The following is a 19,369-nucleotide window of genomic DNA, read 5'->3' on the forward strand; positions in this document are numbered from 1 at the left end:
GCCCATCGTGTCTCGCAGTTGCTGAACGCAGGCCTGCCGGTTGACGTCGTCTTGCGATGGCGTCCCGCAGCCCTGCGAGCGACCCGAACCTCCCAGCAGAAAGCATCCAGATGAGCGCTGAGCACACCACCGACGGCGACCCGGCCGCGCACTGGTCATTCGAGACCAAGCAGATCCACGCCGGCCAGCGGCCCGACCCGGTCACCCACGCCCGGGCGCTGCCGATCTACCAGACCACCTCCTACACCTTCGACGACACCGCGCACGCCGCGGCGCTGTTCGGGCTGGAGGTGCCCGGCAACATCTACACCCGGATCATGAACCCGACCACCGACGTCGTCGAGCAGCGCATTGCCGCGCTCGAGGGCGGGGTGGCCGCGCTGTTTCTGGCCTCCGGCCAGGCCGCCGCGACATTCGCGATCCTGAACCTGGCCGGCGCCGGCGACCACGTCGTGTCCAGCCCGCGGCTCTACGGCGGCACCTACAACCTGTTCCACCATTCGCTGGCCAAGCTCGGCGTCGACGTCACGTTCATCGACGACCCCGATGACCTGGAATCCTGGCGTTCGGCGGTGCGGCCGAACACCAAGGCGTTTTTCGCCGAGACCATCTCCAACCCGCAGATAGACATCCTCGACACCCCTGCGGTGTCGGCGGTGGCCCACGAGCACGGCCTGCCGCTGATCGTCGACAACACCATCGCCACCCCGTACCTGATCCAGCCGATCGCGCAGGGCGCCGACATCGTGGTGCATTCGGCCACCAAGTACCTCGGCGGGCACGGCTCGGCGATCGCCGGGGTGATCGTCGACGGCGGCACCTTCGACTGGACCAGCGGCCGCTTCCCCGGCTTCACCACCCCCGACCCCAGCTACCACGGCGTGGTGTACGCCGAACTGGGTGCGCCGGCGTTCGCGCTCAAGGCCCGGGTGCAGCTGCTGCGCGACTACGGGTCGGCCGCCTCGCCGTTCAACGCGTTCCTGGTGGCCCAGGGCCTGGAGACGTTGAGCCTGCGCATCGAGCGGCATGTCGCCAACGCCCAGCGGGTGGCCGAGTTCCTCGCCGGCCACGACGACGTGGTGTCGGTCAACTACGCCGGGCTGCCCAGCTCGCCGTGGCATGAGCGGGCAAAGAAGTTGGCGCCCAAGGGCGTTGGCGCGGTGCTGGCCTTCGAACTGGCCGGCGGGGTGGCGGCCGGCAAGGCGTTCGTCAACGCACTGCAGCTGCACAGCCACGTCGCCAACATCGGCGACGTGCGGTCGCTGGTCATCCATCCGGCCTCGACGACGCATTCCCAGCTCAGCCCCGAAGAGCAGCTGTCCACCGGCGTCAGCCCGGGGTTGGTGCGGCTGGCGGTCGGCATCGAAGGCATCGACGACATCCTGGCCGACCTCGAGCTCGGTTTCGCCGCGGCCCGTGCGCACCGGGACTCCGCCGATCCGCAAGCCGTGGCGGCGTTCTGAGGAGGCTACAGGTGACGATCTCCGATGTGCCGACCCAGACGCTGCCCGCCGAAGGCGAGGTCGGTGTCGTCGACATCGGCTCGCTGAAGCTGGAAAGCGGCGAGGTGATCGACGACGTCTGTATCGCCGTGCAGCGCTGGGGCGAGTTGTCGCCGGCGCGCGACAACGTCGTAGTGGTGCTGCATGCGCTCACCGGTGATTCGCACATCACCGGACCCGCCGGCCCCGGGCATCCGACGCCGGGCTGGTGGGACGGTATCGCCGGGCCGGGCGCACCGATCGACACCGACCGCTGGTGTGCGGTGGCCACCAACGTGCTGGGCGGCTGCCGCGGCTCGACCGGCCCCAGCTCCCTGACCCGCGACGGAAAACCCTGGGGCTCAAGGTTTCCGCTGATCTCGGTGCGCGACCAGGTGGAGGCCGACGTGGCCGCACTGGCCGCACTCGGCATCACCGAGGTGGCCGCCGTGGTCGGCGGCTCGATGGGCGGCGCCCGGGCGCTGGAATGGATCGTCAGCCATCCCGACCGCGTCCGTTCCGGGTTGCTGCTGGCGGTCGGCGCGCGCGCCACCGCCGATCAGATCGGCACGCAGAGCACTCAGATCGCGGCCATCAAGGCGGACCCGAACTGGCAGGGCGGCGACTACTACGACACGGGACGTACGCCCGACGTCGGGCTGCAGATCGCCCGGCGCTTCGCGCATCTGACCTACCGCGGCGAGGTCGAGCTGGACACCAGGTTCGCCAATGACCCTCAGGGCGACGAGGATCCGACGACGGGTGGCCGCTACGCGGTGCAGAGCTACCTCGAGCACCAGGGCAGCAAGCTGGTGTCGCGGTTCGACGCCGGCAGCTACGTGGTGCTAACGGAGGCGCTGTCGCGACACGACGTCGGTCGCGGCCGTGGTGGCGTCGCCGCCGCGCTGCGCGGTTGCCCGGTTCCAGTGGTGGTCGGCGGCATCACTTCCGACCGGCTTTACCCGCTGCGTCTACAAGAGGAACTCGCCGAGTTGTTGCCGGGCTGCTCCGGGCTGCAGGTCGTCGACTCGATCTACGGGCACGACGGCTTTTTGGTGGAGTCCGAGGCGGTCGGTGAATTGGTGCGGCAGACGCTGGCGCTCGCCGACGGAGTGCGGCCACGGTGACTCGCTCCCGGCAAGACCGCTCGCTGTCGTTCGGCGCGGAGGCGGCGGCCTACGAGCGGGGACGCCCGTCGTATCCGCCGGAAGCGATCGACTGGCTCCTGCCGACGGGCGCCCGCGATGTGCTCGATCTGGGTGCGGGAACCGGCAAGCTGACCACCCGGCTGGTGGAGCGCGGACTGGATGTGGTGGCCGTCGACCCGATCCCCGAGATGCTCGACGTGCTGCGCAGCTCGCTGCCGGACACGCCGGCGCTGCTGGGGACCGCCGAAGAGATTCCGTTGGCCGACAACAGTGTTGATGCGGTGCTGGTTGCCCAGGCATGGCATTGGTTCGAGCCGTCGCGGGCGATTCCGGAAGTGGCCCGGGTGCTACGGCCGGGCGGGCGACTGGGCCTGGTGTGGAACACCCGCGACGAGCGGCTCGGCTGGGTGCGCGAGCTGGGCCGCATCATCGGCAGCGACGGCGATCCCGCCCGCGGCGAGGCTACCCTTCCGGCGCCGTTCACCGACGTCGAGCGTCATCAGGTCGAGTGGACGAATTACCTGACACCGCAAGCGCTTATCGACCTGGTGGCGTCGCGAAGCTACTGCATCACCTCACCGACCGAGGTGCGCACCAAGACGCTGGACCAGGTGCGTGAGTTGTTGGCCACCCACCCGGCGCTGGCCAACAACAACGGCCTGGCCCTGCCGTACGTCACCGTGTGCGTGCGGGCAACACTTTCGTAGCGCCGAGTGGCCAGTTATTGCACGCTTTTTGGTGATTTGCGTGTCATAAGTGGCCACTCGGCACCTTAGAAGTTCAAGCCCGAGAACATGATTCGACCGGGGTCGTACTTTTGCCGCACAGCGGCCAGCCGGCCCAGATTCGGGCCGAAGTACCGCGACGCGGGCTGGTTCGCCTCGAGGTAGTTCACGTAGCCGCCAACCGAATATGGCCGCACCGCTTGGTGTGCGGTGCCCAGCCAGCCGGTGGCCGCCGAAGGGTCACCGGATGTCTCGACGTACCACTGGACCAGCGCGGACTGCCGCCGCCACGGGAACGCGGTGGCCGTCGGCGCCACACTGGCGAGCGCGCCGTCGAGGGCATGCATGATCGCCAACATGCGGCCGGCGCCACGCGGGAACGCGTCGACCGCCGACGCGATCCCCTGCGCGGCGGCCGGCGTGATCGTCGTGAAAACATCGGACCCGCCGACATATCCCAGCGGCGACGGGTTGAGGTTCCCGACGGCCAGGTAGTTGACCAGGTCCAAGTAGTTGAAGGTGTGGTTCTCGGTCCCGGTTGGTTGCATCCCAACGGCTTTGGTGATTGCGCCCGCCACGCTGCTGCCCGACCCGGCCGGGCAGGTGGCGAGGATACGACAGTGTGTGCCCATCGCGTCGACGGTGGCGTCGGCCAGCGCCCAACTGCTCGGGTCGGCGGTCCGCAGCCAGTTCTGCCAACCGACCAGAACCTGCGCGAACGACTGCGGCGGGAAGTTGAGGTTCACCGCGTCGACGTCGCCGGCGGGGAACGTGGCGAAGGTCAACGACGTTGTCACGCCGAAGTTTCCACCGCCGCCACCGCGCAACGCCCAAAACAGGTCGGGGTTATCGGTGGGCGATGCGGTGACCGCCTGGCCGTTGGGCAGCACGACCGTCGCCGATCTCAGCGCGTCGCACATCAGGCCCGCGTGGCGGGACTGCGCACCGAGCCCGCCGCCCAGGGCGTGCCCCGAGGCGCCGACCGACGGGCAGGTGCCGGTCGGGATGCCACGGCCCGCCGCCGCCAGCGCCTGGTGCATCGCATACAAGCTGGTCGCCGGTGTCACCGTGACGAGCCCGGTGCCGGCGTCGTAGCTGATTCCGCCGGGCAGCTGACGTAAGTCGAGAACCATCGCGCCGTTGGCCGTCGACGCTCCCACATAGGAGTGCCCGCCGCCGCGCGGCGCGACCTTGAGGTTGTGGGCGGCGGCGAATGCCATGGCCTTCTGGACGTCGGCCGCCGAGGAAGGAACAACGACGGCCGCCGGCGTCGAGTCGTTGTAGTTGGTGTTGAAAACCTGCTTGGCCGCGGCGAATTGGCCGCCGTCGCCCGGCGTGAGCACCTGCCCGCCGATGGCGGACGAAAGACCGTTCCAGCCAGCTGGATTCGGTTCCGCTCGCGCCCGCACCGGGCCGAATACCGCACCGGCGGCCAACGCTCCGGCTGCACCGCGTAGAAATGTCTTGCGTGAGAACTCACGAGCCACCGCCGCATTGTCGACCACGGGACTGGCAAAAACCGGGCTGACGCATACCGTGTCAGGCGTTTCGGGCCAACCGTAGGCGAACCTTTACCTCGCCGTGTCGTAGACGTGATGCGCGTGACTCAGTGTTCGTTGGAACCCCTAACAGATGAGGAGCGCGACATGCGTCGCAATTGGACATCACCAGCAGCTGCCGCTGGCCTGCTTGCGGCGGCTGCGGCCATCGCGGCGCCGGCGCAAGCAGATTCGATCGACGAATCGTTTCTTTCGGCGCTGGGCGGCGCCGGGGTCAACTACCAGGATCCGGCCGGAACGGCCGCACTCGGCCAGTCGATTTGTCCGATGCTGTCGCAGCCCGGCGGATCATTCGCCTCCGCCGCGTCGAGCGTGGTCGGCCACAACGGCATGTCGCCGGCCATGGCGCAGATGTTCACCAGCATCGCGATCTCGATGTATTGCCCGTCGATGATGGCGTCGATCGCCAACGGTCAGATGCCGAACCTGCCGCAAGTGCCGGGGATGCCGAGTATCTAACTCTAACGCGTGCCCAGCGGGTCGATCGTCGACGCGATGTAGACCATCGCCGTCGCCACCACTGCCGTCGTGGCGAAGTCAATTCCCTTGCTGCGCACCACCAGAAGACCCGCCCGGTCGTCGGACAGCACTAACCGCAGCACGGCGGCCATGCCCACCCCGATACCGATCAGCAGCGCGCCGCGGCGCCAGAAGTTCAAGCCCGCCAACGTGAACGCGGCGACGAAGATCAGCCCGACCGACAGGATCGGCCACTGCGCCCGCAACCTTGCGCGCAGACTCACCGGGTGGCCTCGGCCAGTTCGACGACGTTGGTCAGCAGAAAAGCCCGGGTCAGCGGGCCGACCCCGCCGGGGTTCGGCGACACGTGACCGGCCACCTCCCAGACGTCCGGGTGCACGTCACCGACCAACCCGTCGTCGGTGCGGCTGACACCCACGTCGACGACGTCCGCGCCCGCGCGCACCATGTCGGCGGTCAACAGGTGCGGCACACCGACGCCGGCTACGATGATGTCGGCTTGCCGAGTCAACGCGGGAAGATCGCGAGTTGCCGTGTGGCACAACGTCACTGTGGCGTTTTCGGAGCGACGGGTGAGCAGCAGACCTAACGGCCGGCCCACCGTCACACCGCGGCCGATGACCACCACGTGCGCCCCGGCGATCGGTACGTCGTAGCGGCGCAGCAGGTGCACGATGCCGCGGGGGGTGCATGGCAGCGGGCCCGGCGTGCCCAGTACCAGCCGGCCCAGGTTGGTCGGGTGCAGCCCGTCGGCGTCCTTATCCGGGTCGACGCGCTCCAGCGCGGCGTTCTCGTCCAGATGCTTGGGCAGCGGCAACTGCACGATGTAACCGGTGCACTCCGGGTTCGCGTTGAGCTCGTCGATGGTCTCGTCGAGCTTGGCCTGGCTGATGTCGGCGGGCAGGTCGCGACGGATCGAGGTGATGCCGACCTTGGCGCAGTCCGCGTGCTTGCCGCGGACGTAAGCCTGCGACCCTGGATCGTCGCCGACCAGGATGGTGCCCAGCCCGGGGGTGCGGCCCGACGCGGCCAGGGCGGCCACCCGTTGCTTGAGGTCGACGAAGATCTCGTCGCGCGTGGCCTTGCCGTCCAAAGTGATCGCACCCACGCCAGACAGTCTGGCACGCCTGCGTACCCTCCGAATATGCCCACCGACGTGTTCGCCCCGGCCAAGCTCGGTCCAGTGACGCTGCGCAACCGCGTGATCAAGGCCGCGACGTTCGAGGCACGCACACCGGACGCGTTGGTGACCGACGACCTGATCGAATACCACCGGCTGCCGGCGGCCGGTGGTGTCGGCATGACGACGGTTGCCTACTGCGCGGTCTCCCCCGGCGGCCGCACGTCGGGCGAGCAGATTTGGATGCGCCCCGAAGCCGTCGCCGGGCTGCGCCGGCTCACCGACGCCGTGCACGCCGAAGGCGCGGCGGTCAGCGCACAGATCGGCCACGCCGGGCCGGTCGCCGACGTCCGCTCCAACAAGGCCACCGCGCTGGCACCGGTGCGGTTCTTCAACCCGATCGGGATGCGGTTCGCCCGCAGGGCCACCCGCGACGACATCGACGACGTGATCGCCGCGCACGCCAACGCGGCGAAGCTGGCGATCGACGCCGGATTCGACGCGGTCGAAATCCATTTGGGCCACAACTATTTGGCCAGTTCGTTCCTCAGTCCGCTGATCAACCGCCGCGACGACGAGTTCGGCGGGTCGCTACAGAACCGGGCCAAGGTCGCCCGCGGGCTGGTGCAGGCGGTGCGCCGCGCGGTCGACAGCCAGATCGCCGTGACCGCCAAGCTCAACATGGCCGACGGCGTGCGTGGCGGTATCACGGTCGAAGAAGCGGTCCAAACCGCCAAATGGCTGCAGGACGACGGCGGGCTGGACGCCATCGAATTGACCGCCGGCAGTTCGCTGGTCAACCCGATGTATCTGTTCCGCGGCGACGCGCCGGTCAAGGAGTTCGCCGGCGCGTTCAAGCCGCCACTGCGCTGGGGCATCCGGATGACCGGCCACAAGTTTCTGCGCGAATACCCCTACCGCGACGCCTATCTGTTGCGCGACGCCCGGTTGTTCCGCGCCGAGCTCACCATGCCGCTGATCCTGCTCGGCGGCATCACCAACCGCGAGTCGATGGAGCTGGCGATGGCCGAGGGCTTCGACTTCGTCGCGATGGCCCGCGCGCTTCTGGCCGAACCGGATCTGGTCAACCGGATTCGCGACCAGCGCGACGTGCGCTCGGCGTGCATCCACTGCAACCGCTGCATGCCGACGATTTACAGCCGCACCCGCTGCGTCGTCACGGGCGCACCGGACAGCGCTGCCTGACGGGCGCGTCAAACCCGACTGCGCCACAATAGATACAGTCGGTTCGGTGAACCAACCAGCTACAGTTGTCTCGATGAGTCAAGCAGCACCTCCGGCGCTGACGGTTCGGTATGACGGATCCCAACGCACGTTCGCACCGGGCCATGACGTGGTTGTCGGACGTGACCTTCGCGCCGACATGCGCATCACCCATCCGCTGATTTCGCGCGCGCATCTGTTGCTGCGCTTCGACCAGGGCCGGTGGCTGGCGATCGACAACGGTTCGCTGAACGGCACCTTCGTCAACGGCCGCCGCGTGCCGGTGGTCGACATCCACGACGGCCAGAGCATCAACATCGGCAACCCCGACGGGCCCCGGCTGACCTTCGAAGTCGGCCGGCACGCCGGAATGGCCGGCCGGCCACCCCGCACCGCGTCGATGCGCGTCGTCCAACCGTCCGGCGCCCCTCGCCCGTCGCACCCGCAGCCGGCGCGCCAGCCGGGCGGGTCGTGGCCTCCGCAGTCGGCACCGATGCGCCCCCATCCGCCCGGCAACCACCCGCACACCGCCCCGGCCCCACCCCAGCCGATGTATCCGCCCAGCGGCGGGCAGCGACCCGCGGCCGCATACCCGGGCAGCCCCCCGCCGTCGGCACCGCCGCCCAGCGTCCAGCCACAGACGCGGATGGCGCCCGCCCAAGCCAAGCCGCCCGAGGTCGGCAACCTGGCGACGAAGATGATCCAGGTCTTGCGCCCGTCGGCCGCGACGCCGGAGAAGCCGAGCGGCTCGCTGACGATAGGCCGCGCGACCGACAACGACATCGTCATCCAGGACGTGCTGGCGTCGCGCCATCACGCATTCCTGGTGCCGTCGCCGCTGGGCACCGAGATCCGCGACGCACGCAGCATCAACGGAACGTTCGTCAACGGCGTGCGGGTCGGGTCGGCGGTGCTCAACGAGGGCGACGTGGTCACGATCGGCAACGTCGACCTGGTCTTCACCGACGGCACCCTGGTCCGGCGCACCGAGGCCGCGACGCGCACCGGCGGTCTCGAGGTCAGCAACGTGCACTTCAAGGTCGACGGCAAGGAGCTGATCGACAACATTTCGCTGACCGCCCGACCCGGCACGCTGACCGCGATCATCGGCGGATCCGGCGCGGGCAAGACCACGCTGTCGCGGCTCATCGCCGGATACACCCGCCCCAGCCAGGGCACGATCACCTTCGAAGGGCATGACATCCACCGCGAGTACGCGACGATGCGCAGCCGGATCGGGATGGTGCCGCAGGACGACGTGGTGCATCGCCAGCTGACGGTCAACCAGGCACTCGGCTACGCCGCCGAGCTGCGGCTGCCACCGGACACCAGCAAGGAAGAGCGCGCCCAGGTCGTGGCGGGGGTGCTCGAGGAGCTCGACCTGACCAAGCAGGCCGACACCCGGGTGGACAAGCTCTCCGGCGGCCAACGCAAACGCGCGTCGGTCGCGCTGGAGCTGCTCACCCAGCCGTCGCTGCTGCTGCTCGACGAGCCGACCTCCGGCCTTGACCCGGCGCTGGACCGCCAGGTCATGCTGATGCTGCGCCAGCTGGCCGACGCCGGCCGCACCGTGCTGGTCGTCACCCATTCCGTGTCCTACCTGGACGTCTGCGACCAGATCCTGCTGGTGGCGCCCGGCGGCAAGACGGCGTTCTGCGGTCCGCCCGCCAAGGTCGAGTCCGCGTTCGGAACACGGAACTGGGCGGAAATCTTCGCCAGCGTGGGCGCGGACCCCGACGAAGCCAACCGGCGCTTCATGGAACGGGAGGGCCGCCGACCCGAGCAGCCGGCGCGAGCCACCACCACGGAGCCCGGGGACTTGGGTGAGCCGGTCCACACCGACAGATGGCGCCAGCTCTCCACGATCGCCCGACGGCAGGTTCGGCTCGTCCTTTCCGACCGTGGCTACACGGTGTTCCTGGCGATATTGCCGTTCCTGATGGGTGCGCTGTCGCTGACCGTGAAAGGGCCGAAACCAGGACTCGGTGTCGCCGACCCACAGGGCCCCGCGCCTACCCAGCCGCAGTACATCATGGTCCTGCTGTGCATCGGGGCGGTGTTCATGGGCACCGCGCTGACCATCCGCGACCTGATCGGCGAGCGCCCGATCTTCCGCCGGGAGCAGGCGGTCGGCCTGTCCACCACGGCCTACCTGCTGGCCAAGGTCGTCGTTTTCTCCGCTTTCGCGACCATCCAGGCGGCGATCGCAACCGCCATCGTCAGGATCGGCAAGGGTGCGCCCACCGCGCATCCGCCGTTCTTCGACAACTCGACGTTCTCGCTGTTCCTGACCGTCGCGGCAACCTGTGTCGCGTCGGCGATGTTCGGCCTGCTGCTGTCGGCGATAGCGCAGACCAGTGAGCAGATCATGCCGCTGCTGGTGGTCTCGATCATGTCGCAGTTGGTGCTCTGCGGCGGGATGGGGATCCCGGTGACCGGCCGGTTCGGGCTCAACCAGCTGTCGTTCGTGACGCCCGGCCGCTGGGGATTCGCCGCCGGGGCGTCGTCGATCGACTTCCCGCACCTGGTCAAGGTTCCGCAGATCCCGACGAACGACCGATGGTGGCAGCACACGAAACACATCTACGTGATCGACATGGCGATGCTGGCGGCGTTGTCGATTGCCTACACCGTGTATATCCGGTGGCACATCCGGCTCAAACGGAAGTAGCGCTCAGCCGCCTGCGGGTTCCAGGGTTGCCAGCGCGTACTCGCTGATGGCGATCAGCGCGTCGGTGGCCGACCGGCGATCGCGGGCATCGATGTTGATGATCGGGATGTGCTCGGGCAACGTCAGCGCCTTGCGCACCTCGGCAACGGGATACCTTGGGGCGCCCTCGAATTCGTTGACCGCGATGAGGAACGGCAGGTTGCGGTGCTCGAAGAAGTCGACCGCGGCGAAGCTGTCCTGCAGGCGGCGGCAGTCGACCAGGATGATCGCGCCGATGGCGCCGCGCACCAGGTCGTCCCACATGAACCAGAACCGCCGCTGCCCCGGAGTGCCGAACAGATAGAGCACTAGATCCTCGTAGAGGGTGATCCGGCCGAAGTCCATTGCCACCGTCGTGGTCCGCTTGTCCGGGGTGGCCTCCAGCATGTCCACCCCTGCCGAGGCGTCGGTGACCATCGCCTCGGTGCGCAGCGGCATGATTTCCGACACCGCGCCCACAAAGGTTGTCTTGCCGGCGCCGAACCCGCCCGCGATGACGATCTTCGTCGAGGCGGTTTCCCGCGCCTCAGAGCGCTCGTAAGCCACGCAGCGTCCTTCCTATGAGTTCGCGGCGTTCATCGCGGGTGGAACGCTCATTCAAGGTCCGGCTCACCTGAAGGTAGCCCGAAGTCACCAAGTCGCCGACCAGGACGCGCGTGACACCGAGCGGCAAATCCAGCCGGGCAGAGATCTCCGCAACCGAGGGACTCTTGATGCACAGTTGGACGATCTTGCCTCGCAAGTCGCTGGCAGGCCATTTGTGAAACAATGCCGACTGCAGCGTCTGCACCGGCGCTTCCATGGGAAGGTCGACGGTGGTGTCGGTCCGCCCGGCCGTGAGGGTGTACGGGCGGACAAGGCTCGCCTCAGTCGCGGGCGGCGGCGGCTCGGGTCTTTCCATCGCGGCTCACGACTGCTTCACGAGGGCTGGGGAGCTCGCCGGGACGACTGCACGACGCCGCCAACCCGTTCGACAAGGACCGCCATCTCGTATCCGATCTGGCCGATATCGCACGACGTCGAGGCCAGTGTGGCCAGATGCGAGCCGTCGCCGACCCGCATCAGCAGCAGGTAGCCGTTCTGCATTTCCACCACCGACTGCAGCACCTGGCCGCCATCGAACAGTTGCGCGGCGCCGGTGGCCAGGCTGGCCAGGCCGGACGCCACCGCGGCCAACTGGTCGGCCCGGTCGGGCGGCAGATGCTCGCTGGCGGCGATCAGCAGGCCGTCCACGGACACCAGCACCGCATGTGACACCCCGGGCACGTCACGGGCGAAGTTCGACACCAGCCAGTCCAGCGAGTTGTCGTGTGACTGGCGCGACGGCTCGGGCGGAAAGGGCGAGCTCATTCGTGATCAGGTCCTTGATTTGTCTCGCGGGCGTGCGACCGTCCGGCCCGCACGCCGCCGAAGTGGCTGCTGATGGAAGCGCGGATCGCTTCGGGGTCCGGGGCTTGGTGCCGGCCGGAACCAAATCCGCCGTTCGATGCTACCCCGTTGTCCTCGTCGGCCCGGCGGTGCGCTGCACCGTTGACGCGGTCGCCGGACGGCTCGGGGGTTGCGCCGCCGGGTACCAGTCGCGCGCCGGGTTCACGCACCGGCAGACCCGTTTCGGTATGCGCGGAGACCGGCACGTTCTCCACCTCGGCGGCAGCCGACCAGCCGCGGTCCCACACCGTCTGCCAGTCCAGGTCGGCGCTGTGCGCCAACTCGTGCGGGTCGACCAGCCACTCGGAGAGCATTCGCTGGTAGATCAAATCCTCGGGTTCGGCTGGCTTGCTTGACGGCGCGGGCGGCTCGGCAGGCCAGTACTCGTCGGTCTCCGCGGTGGCGGGCTCGGCAGCGTCGGGCTCAACCCGCGACCGCGACGAGAAGAACGACGACGTATTCGAAACCGGTTGTGCCGCAGGCGGTTCGGCGTACGACTGGTCCTGCTTCTCCCGCCACGGCTGGGGCTGCTCGGGTGGCGGCGGTTGGACCGGACGGACCGGAGCGCCGGTGATGCCGCTGGAGCCCGGGGTGCGCCGCGGCAACAAGCTGGCCGGTGCTTCGGGCGGGTGCGACCCGTTGCGCTCGGCGGGTTCGGGCGGGGCGGCGAACTCGGCGGAGTCGTCGTAGTCCGCGGCTACCACCGCCTCCTCGACCGTGGCCATCCGCCGCTGCGCCGGGGCCGGTCGCGGCCCGGCGTGGTCGTCTGCGCCCGCCAGCACCGCCGGCGGCAGGTACACCTCGGCCGTCGTACCCGGACGGTGCCCGTCGCGCGAGGAACTGCGCAGCCGCACCCGGATCCCGTGCCGGTCGGCCAGCCGGCCGACCACGAACAGGCCCATGTGGCGCGCGTTGTCCGGGGTGACCTCGCCACCGGCGCGCAGCCGCATGTTGGCGATGCGCCGGTCCCCCCCGGTCATGCCCAGGCCGGCGTCGACGACCTGGATGAGCACGCCGCCGTCGTTGCGCCGCGTGGCGGACACCCGCACCGGTGACATCGGCGGCGAATAGCGCAGCGCATTGTCGATCAGCTCGGCGAGCAAGTGGACGATGTCGCCGGCAGCGGTACCGCGGACCGTGCTGTCGGGCACGGTCGGCGTCTCGACCCGGCGATAGTCCTCCACCTCGGAGGTGGCGGCGTTGATCACCGTCGACAGTGGCTGAGGTGCGCGCTGGTCGCCCCGGGAGGACTGCGCGCCGGCCAGTACCAGCAGGTTGGCCCCGATGCGGCGCATCCGGGCGGCCAGGTGGTCGAGCCGGAACAGGCTGTCCAGCCGCTCCGGGTCCTGCTCGTTGCGCTCCAGACGGTCGATCAGCGACAGCTGCTGGTCGACCAGCGAGCGGTTGCGCCGCGACATGGTCTCGAACATGTCGTTGACCAGCAGCCGCAGCCGGGCCTCGTCGCCGGCCAGCAGCAGCGCCTGGGTGTGTAGTTCGTCGACCGCGTGGGCGACCTGGCCGATCTCCTCGCTGGTGTAGACCGGCAGCGGTTCGGGGGCGCGCTCGTCGCCGGCCCGCACCCGGGCGATCTCACGCTCGAGGTCTTGGTGGGCGACCTTGAGGGCGCCGTCGCGCAGCACCCGCAGCGGCTGGATCAGCGAGCGCGCCACCAGCAGCACGATCACCAGTGCGGCCACGATGGCGGCCAGCACCAGCACGGTGTCGCGGATCGCGGCGTCGCGTCGGTCCTTGGCCCGGTCCTCGACTGCCTTGGTCACCGACGAGGTGGTGTCCTTGATGATTTGCGCGGCGATCGCGTCGGTGGTCTGGATCGACCGCAGCAGCGCCGGGTTGTTCACCAGCAGGCTGGCCGGGTCGGACATGACCGCCATCCGGGTCACCATCTGCTGCTGCAGCTTCTTGGCCTCCGGCGAGCCGACCCCCAGGACCTCCGCCATCCCGAACAGCGTCGACGGCTCGGTGCCCGCCAGGGTCATCATCGAGGTGCGCAGCTCCGGCTCGGGCAGGTCCCCGCCGCGGGTCACCAGCAGCTGCTGCATCATCATCTGGCCGCGGGCCCCGATAGCCCGGCTCAATCCCTGTGCGGCGGCGCGGATCTTCTCGTTGTCGACGCGCACCGACCCGTCGATGGCGTTCTCAGCAGTGAGCAGGATGGGCGCGTAGCTGGTCACCCGGTCGCGCAAACCGATGCCGTTCGAGGCGACCTTGTCCAGCAACGCCTGGCCCCCGTTGAGCAGCACGCCGAGCCCGTTGCGCACGTCGGGGGCGACGTCGGTGTCCGCCAGCCGCGACTGCAGCTCGTATTTGCGGGCCTCGTAGTTTTTCTTCGCACCCTCGACGTCGCCGCCGTTGGACGCCGACAACAACGCCACATCGAGGGCCGACATGTATTTGGTAATGGCCGGAACGACTTCGGCGCGGTCGGCGGCCAACCGAAGCTGGCTGGCCTCGTTCAGCGCGCCATAGATGCGCAATCCGCCGAAAACCATTGCCAGTATCAGCGGCACCGCGACAATCGCGACGACTTTCCATCGGACCGGCCAATTGCGCAACGACCATGTCGGGGGCCGTTTCGCCGGTGCGGCAGGGGCTTCCGGGGTTTCGTCTATAGCCGGCGACACCGCCCGAGTCGGGCGGGCAAACATGGTCACCGGACCGCGGTCGTGCTACCGACCGCTCCGCTGATATGCAGTGTTCGCGCGTCGTTCATAAGGCTTCCTGCTAATTGCACCCGTGCCGAGGGCAGACGGGCGAGCGATATGCGCCTGGCAATTCGACGAGTATGACAGCCTGCGGCCACAGTGACCATAATTCTTACTGAACAGACAGAGTTCGCCGGACCGTGCCAGACGCCGCAAAGGATAGCTGAGCAAATTGGTGACGGACAACTGCGATGATCGTCAGATGTTCCGGCTGTTGTTTTACTCGCCGCGGATAGCGCCTAACACCGGCAATGCGATCCGTACCGCGGCGGCCACCGGCTGCGAGCTCCATCTGGTCGAGCCGCTGGGCTTCGACCTGTCCGAACCCAAGCTGCGCCGAGCCGGGCTGGATTATCACGACCTGGCGTCGGTCACCGTGCACGCGTCGTTGGACGCGGCCTGGGACGCGTTGGCGCCGCGGCGGGTGTTCGCGTTCACCGCCCACGCGACGACGTTGTTCACCGACGTGCGGTATCAGGCCGGCGACGTGTTGATGTTCGGGCCGGAGCCCACCGGGCTGGATGCCGCGACGCTGGCCGACGCGCACATCACCGAGCCGGTCCGCATCCCGATGCTGGCAGGGCGACGGTCATTGAACCTGTCGAATGCCGCCGCGATCGCCGTCTACGAAGCGTGGCGCCAGCACGGGTTCAGTGGGGCGTGAGCGTCGTGTGGCCACTTAATGCACGCTTTGTGTCCCGAACCGTGACATAACTGGCCACTCGGCGAGAGGTTTACCAGCTGTTCCAGTGTGTGAGCTGCTCGGCGGGCAGCCGCTTGGCCGGCTTGAAGTCGGTGCCCTTGGTGTAGGCGATCGGGAACAACCCGCCTTGGCTGTACTCGTCGAAGGGGATGCCGAGCACCTCGGCGGCCTGCTTTTCGCCGTCGCCGACCAGATGCAGCGTCGTCCACGCCGAACCCAGTCCGCGCGAGCGCAACGCCAGCATGAAACTCCACACCGCGGGTAGGAGCGATCCCCAGAACGACGCGCTCATCCCGGCGGGCGAATTGTCCGGCCGCCCTTGCAGACACGGGACGAGCATCACCGGCACCTCGTGGAAGTGCTCGTTGAGATACTTGGCCGACTCGTACACCAGCGGCCGGCGTTCGTCGCGACTGTCGCCGTACTGAGGCTTGGGCAGGTCGAGGTACGCGGTCGCGTTGGCGCGGTAGATATCGGCCAGCGCCTTCTTCTTGTCAGGGTCGTCGACGAACACCCACTGCCAGCCCTGGGCGTTGGAACCCGTCGGTGCCTGCAGAGCCAATTCGAGGCATTCCATCAACACCTCCCGCGGCACCGGCTTCTCCAGGTCAAGCCGTTTCCGGACCGAGCGGGTGGTGGTGAGGACTTCGTCGAAGGACAAATTCAGGGTCATGTAGCGAGACTATCTTTCTGCCGCGAGCGTGCGTGTTCCCGGTCGACACGCCGGGTCGAAACCCGGTTTTGCGCACGCTCGGCGCAAAAGGCGTCAGCGGAAGTCGCGGGACTTCGAGGCCATTCTCAGGGTGAGCTTGCCCAGCCGCTCGGCCACGACAGTGACTGCGCCGCTGGCGTTTTGGACCTGGCCGCGGACCAGTAGCGCCGATGCCGTCTGCGCCAGCTTGCGGTGCCGCGCCCACACCCCCGGCGTGCAGAGCACGTTGACCATGCCGGTCTCGTCCTCGAGGTTGAGAAACGTCACTCCCTGAGCCGTCGCCGGCCGCTGCCGATGGGTCACCGCGCCGGCGATCAGCACCCTGTCGCCGTCGGGCACGCTGGTCAGCTTCTCGGCGGCCAGCACCCCCATCGCGTCCAGGTCCTCGCGCAGGAACTGGGTCGGGTAGCTGTCCGGGGAGATGCCGGTGGCCCACACGTCGGCGGCGGCCAGCTCCAGCTCGCTCATCCCCGGGAGTTCCGGGATGTGCGACGACGAGCCCACCCCGGGTAACCGGTCCGGCCGTTGGGTGGCCGCCGCCCCCGCCGCCCACAGCGCCTCCCGCCGCGACATCCCGAAGCAGGACAGCGCCCCCGCGGTGGCCAGCGCCTCGGTCTGGGGCACGCTCAGCTGCACCCGACTCGTCAGATCCAGCAGAGAAGCGAACGGCCCATTGGCTTTTCGCTCCTCGACCAGTTTCTCGGCCAGGTCGTCGCCGATATGACGCACACTGCCCAGCCCGAGCCGCACCTCTGTTCCCGCGTTCTCCAGGGTGGCGTGCGCCAGGCTGGCGTTGACGTCGGGACCGTGCACCGCCACCCCGTGCCGGCGGGCATCGGCCACCAGCGACTGCGGCGAATAGAAACCCATCGGCTGGGCCCGTAGCAGCGCCGCGCAGAACGCCGCCGGGTGGTGCAGCTTGAACCACGACGAGTAGAACACCAGCGACGCGAAACTCAGCGCGTGGCTTTCCGGAAAACCGAAATTGGCGAAGGCTTCCAGCTTTTCGTACACCCGGTCGATCACTTCGTCGGGTGCGCCGTGCAGCGCGCGCATGCCGTCGTAGAACCGGCCGCGCAGCCGTCGCATCCGTTCGGCCGAGCGCTTGGAGCCCATGGCCCGGCGCAGCTGGTCGGCCTCGGCGGCGGAGAACCCGGCGCAGTCCACCGCGAGCTGCATCAGCTGCTCCTGAAACAGCGGCACGCCAAGGGTTTTCCGCAACGCCGTCTCCATCGAGGGATGGTCGTAGACGACCGGGTCGACGTCGTTGCGCCGGCGGATGTAGGGATGCACCGAGCCGCCCTGGATGGGCCCGGGGCGGATCAGCGCGACCTCGACCACCAGGTCGTAGAACTCGCGCGGTTTCAGTCTCGGCAGGGTGGCCATCTGTGCGCGCGACTCCACCTGGAACACCCCGACGGAATCGGCGCGGGCCAGCATCTCGTAGACCGCGGGCTCTGTCAGGTCCAGCTTGGCCAGGTCCACCTCGACGCCCTTGTGCTCGGCCACCAGGTCGATCGCGTAGTGCAGCGCGGAGAGCATGCCCAGGCCGAGCAGGTCGAACTTCACCAAACCGATTGCCGCACAGTCGTCTTTGTCCCACTGCAACACGCTGCGGTTTTCCATCCGGGCCCACTCCACCGGGCACACGTCGGCGATCGGGCGATCGCAGATCACCATGCCGCCCGAGTGAATACCCATGTGCCGCGGCAGATTGGCAATCTGGGTGGCCAGGTCGATCACCTGCTCGGGGATATCTTCCACATCCGGGGAATCGGCCAACCCGTTCCAGCGGCTGATCTGCTTACTCCACGCGTCCTGCTGGCCTTGCGAAAACCCGAGCGCACGGGCCATGTCGCGCACCGCGATTCGCCCTCGATAGGTGATGACGTTGGCGACCTGCGCGGCGTAGTCACGGCCGTATTTGTCGTAGACGTACTGGATGACTTTTTCGCGCTGATCCGACTCGATGTCGATGTCGATGTCCGGCGGCCCGTCGCGCACCGGCGACAGGAAGCGCTCGAACAGCAACTCGTTGGCCACCGGGTCGACGGCAGTGACACCGAGCGCGTAGCAGACCGCCGAGTTGGCCGCCGAGCCGCGGCCCTGACACAAGATGTTGTTTTCGTGGCAGAACCGGGTGATGTCGTGCACCACCAGGAAATAGCCCGGGAACTTCAGTTGCTCAATGACTTTCAGCTCGTGCTCGATCTGCGCATAGGCCTTTCGCGCCTGAGACGGCGGGCCGTAGCGGTTGCGGGCGCCCGCCATGGCGAGGTGCCGCAGCCAGCTGTCTTCCGTGTGCCCGGACGGCACGTCGAACGGCGGCAGCTGCGGGGCGATCAGCGCCAGGCCGAACGCGCACTGCTCGCCGAGTTCGGCCGCGGCGCTCACCGCCTGGGGATGCCAGGCGAACAGCCTGGCCATCTCCTCACCGAAGCGCAGGTGCGAACCTCCCAGCGGGGCAAGCCATCCGGCGGCGTCGTCCAGGGACTGGCGGGCCCGGATTGCGCCCATCGCCATCGCCAGCCGGGCACGCGACGGCTCGGCGAAATGCGCGCCGGTGGTGGCGACCACGCTGACGCCAAATCGCGGCGCCAGCTCCGCCAACGTGGCGTTGCGCTCGTGGTCGAGCGGGTGGCCGTGATGGGTCAGCTCGATACTGACCCGGTCGGCACCGAACCGGTCCACCAGATCGGCCAGCGCGTCGGCGGCGGCTTCCGGTCCTTGAGCGTAAAGAGCCTGCCGCACATGGCCTTTGCGGCAGCCAGTCAGGATGTGCCAGTGCCCGCCCGCCGCTTCGGTCAGAGCGTCGAAGTCGAAGCGCGGCTTGCCCTTCTCGCCGCCGGCCAGGTGCGCGGCGGCCAGCTGCCGTGACAATCGCCGATAGCCCTCCGCGCCGCGGGCCAGCACCAGCAGATGCGGGCCCGGCGGATCGGGCTCCTCGGTGCGTGCGCCTGCGCCCATGGACAGCTCGGCGCCGAACACGGTGGCCATGTCCAATTCCGCGGCGGCCTCGGCGAACCGCACCGCCCCGTACAGGCCGTTGTGGTCGGTCAGCGCAATAGCGCGCAGATCCAGCCGCGCCGCCTCCTCCACCAGCTCCTCGGGCGTGCTGGCGCCGTCGAGGAAGCTGTACGCCGAGTGCGCGTGCAACTCGGCATAGGCGACCGACGAGCCAACCGACCGGCGCTCCCCAGCCGGCTGGTATGCCACACGCTTGCGAGACCACGGAGCATCATCGGCCGGCCCGCCCGCGGGCGTGCCGGAACGGCGCGGCTTGCCGTCGAGCACCCGCTCCATCTCCGCCCAGCTCGGCGGCCCGTTTCCCCAGCCCACCAGCCAAGCATATCGAA

The 19,369-nt window shown here is 68.6% G+C and carries 16 protein-coding genes; 7 read left to right on the plus strand and 9 right to left on the minus strand.

Annotated elements, in window-relative coordinates; translation table 11 throughout:
• Positions 1–110: 110 nt before the first annotated feature.
• Genes AWB95_RS08280 through AWB95_RS08290 form a run of 3 tightly spaced genes read left to right on the plus strand, consistent with a single transcriptional unit; the run spans position 111 to position 3,336 of the window.
• A complete protein-coding gene (locus AWB95_RS08280) occupies positions 111–1,463 on the plus strand; it encodes a bifunctional o-acetylhomoserine/o-acetylserine sulfhydrylase (RefSeq protein WP_062538740.1) in 1,353 nt (450 codons plus the stop codon).
• Positions 1,464–1,474: 11 nt separating this feature from the next.
• The gene (gene metX, locus AWB95_RS08285; protein WP_062538741.1) at positions 1,475–2,608 is read left to right on the plus strand and encodes a homoserine O-acetyltransferase MetX; all 1,134 of its coding nucleotides are present in this window, start codon (positions 1,475–1,477) and stop codon (positions 2,606–2,608) included.
• Positions 2,605–3,336: a class I SAM-dependent methyltransferase gene (locus AWB95_RS08290; RefSeq protein ID WP_062538742.1), complete on the plus strand. Its 732-nt coding sequence runs from the start codon at positions 2,605–2,607 to the stop codon at positions 3,334–3,336. Before metX ends, AWB95_RS08290 begins: the two co-directional genes overlap by 4 nt.
• 65 nt (positions 3,337–3,401) lie before the next feature.
• Here the strand turns inward: AWB95_RS08290 and AWB95_RS08295 are convergent, their stop codons facing one another.
• Positions 3,402–4,841: an FAD-binding oxidoreductase gene (locus AWB95_RS08295; protein ID WP_062538749.1), complete on the minus strand. Its 1,440-nt coding sequence runs from the start codon at positions 4,839–4,841 to the stop codon at positions 3,402–3,404.
• A 159-nt stretch (positions 4,842–5,000) separates the two neighbouring features.
• On the opposite strand from AWB95_RS08295, the gene AWB95_RS08300 reads away from it, so the two are divergent.
• Positions 5,001–5,372, plus strand: a complete 372-nt coding sequence (locus tag AWB95_RS08300; protein WP_062538743.1) for a DUF732 domain-containing protein — start codon at positions 5,001–5,003, stop codon at positions 5,370–5,372.
• 2 nt (positions 5,373–5,374) lie between these two features.
• Here the strand turns inward: AWB95_RS08300 and AWB95_RS08305 are convergent, their stop codons facing one another.
• Positions 5,375–5,656 carry a DUF3017 domain-containing protein gene (locus tag AWB95_RS08305; RefSeq protein WP_062538744.1) on the minus strand — a complete coding sequence of 94 codons (282 nt, stop codon included), beginning with the start codon at positions 5,654–5,656 and terminating at the stop codon, positions 5,375–5,377.
• Positions 5,653–6,501 (minus strand): bifunctional methylenetetrahydrofolate dehydrogenase/methenyltetrahydrofolate cyclohydrolase, encoded by an 849-nt coding sequence (locus AWB95_RS08310; protein WP_062538745.1) that lies wholly within the window; start codon positions 6,499–6,501, stop codon positions 5,653–5,655. The genes AWB95_RS08305 and AWB95_RS08310 overlap by 4 nt, the downstream gene beginning before the upstream one ends.
• A gap of 36 nt (positions 6,502–6,537) precedes the next feature.
• Between AWB95_RS08310 and AWB95_RS08315 the strand changes: the two genes are divergently transcribed.
• Both AWB95_RS08315 and AWB95_RS08320 read left to right on the plus strand, forming a co-directional pair.
• On the plus strand, positions 6,538–7,719 hold the full coding sequence (locus AWB95_RS08315) for an NADH:flavin oxidoreductase (RefSeq protein WP_062538746.1): 1,182 nt from the start codon (positions 6,538–6,540) through the stop codon (positions 7,717–7,719).
• Between the two features lie 73 nt (positions 7,720–7,792).
• Positions 7,793–10,408 carry an ATP-binding cassette domain-containing protein gene (locus tag AWB95_RS08320; protein WP_085167989.1) on the plus strand — a complete coding sequence of 872 codons (2,616 nt, stop codon included), beginning with the start codon at positions 7,793–7,795 and terminating at the stop codon, positions 10,406–10,408.
• A 3-nt stretch (positions 10,409–10,411) separates the two neighbouring features.
• On the opposite strand, the gene AWB95_RS08325 is transcribed toward AWB95_RS08320, so the two are convergent.
• Genes AWB95_RS08325 through AWB95_RS08340 form a run of 4 tightly spaced genes read right to left on the minus strand, consistent with a single transcriptional unit; the run spans position 10,412 to position 14,547 of the window.
• Positions 10,412–10,993 (minus strand): GTP-binding protein, encoded by a 582-nt coding sequence (locus tag AWB95_RS08325; RefSeq protein WP_062540259.1) that lies wholly within the window; start codon positions 10,991–10,993, stop codon positions 10,412–10,414.
• On the minus strand, positions 10,974–11,348 hold the full coding sequence (locus AWB95_RS08330) for a DUF742 domain-containing protein (protein WP_062540260.1): 375 nt from the start codon (positions 11,346–11,348) through the stop codon (positions 10,974–10,976). The genes AWB95_RS08325 and AWB95_RS08330 overlap by 20 nt, the downstream gene beginning before the upstream one ends.
• Positions 11,349–11,365: 17 nt before the next feature.
• Entirely contained in the window at positions 11,366–11,797 is a 432-nt protein-coding gene (locus AWB95_RS08335) for a roadblock/LC7 domain-containing protein (RefSeq protein ID WP_085167990.1), read from the minus strand.
• Complete coding sequence (locus AWB95_RS08340; RefSeq protein ID WP_085167992.1) at positions 11,794–14,547, minus strand: ATP-binding protein; 2,754 nt, start codon at positions 14,545–14,547, stop codon at positions 11,794–11,796. The genes AWB95_RS08335 and AWB95_RS08340 overlap by 4 nt, the downstream gene beginning before the upstream one ends.
• Before the next feature lie 253 nt (positions 14,548–14,800).
• On the opposite strand from AWB95_RS08340, the gene AWB95_RS08345 reads away from it, so the two are divergent.
• The gene (locus AWB95_RS08345) at positions 14,801–15,262 is read left to right on the plus strand and encodes a tRNA (cytidine(34)-2'-O)-methyltransferase (protein WP_062541731.1); all 462 of its coding nucleotides are present in this window, start codon (positions 14,801–14,803) and stop codon (positions 15,260–15,262) included.
• A gap of 70 nt (positions 15,263–15,332) precedes the next feature.
• On the opposite strand, the gene AWB95_RS08350 is transcribed toward AWB95_RS08345, so the two are convergent.
• Positions 15,333–15,974 (minus strand): nitroreductase family protein, encoded by a 642-nt coding sequence (locus AWB95_RS08350; RefSeq protein ID WP_062541730.1) that lies wholly within the window; start codon positions 15,972–15,974, stop codon positions 15,333–15,335.
• Positions 15,975–16,067: 93 nt separating this feature from the next.
• Positions 16,068–19,352, minus strand: a complete 3,285-nt coding sequence (locus AWB95_RS08355) for an error-prone DNA polymerase (protein WP_062541729.1) — start codon at positions 19,350–19,352, stop codon at positions 16,068–16,070.
• Between the last annotated feature and the right edge of the window lie 17 nt (positions 19,353–19,369).

The organism is Mycobacterium celatum, from assembly GCF_002101595.1.
Classification (GTDB): domain Bacteria; phylum Actinomycetota; class Actinomycetes; order Mycobacteriales; family Mycobacteriaceae; genus Mycobacterium; species Mycobacterium celatum.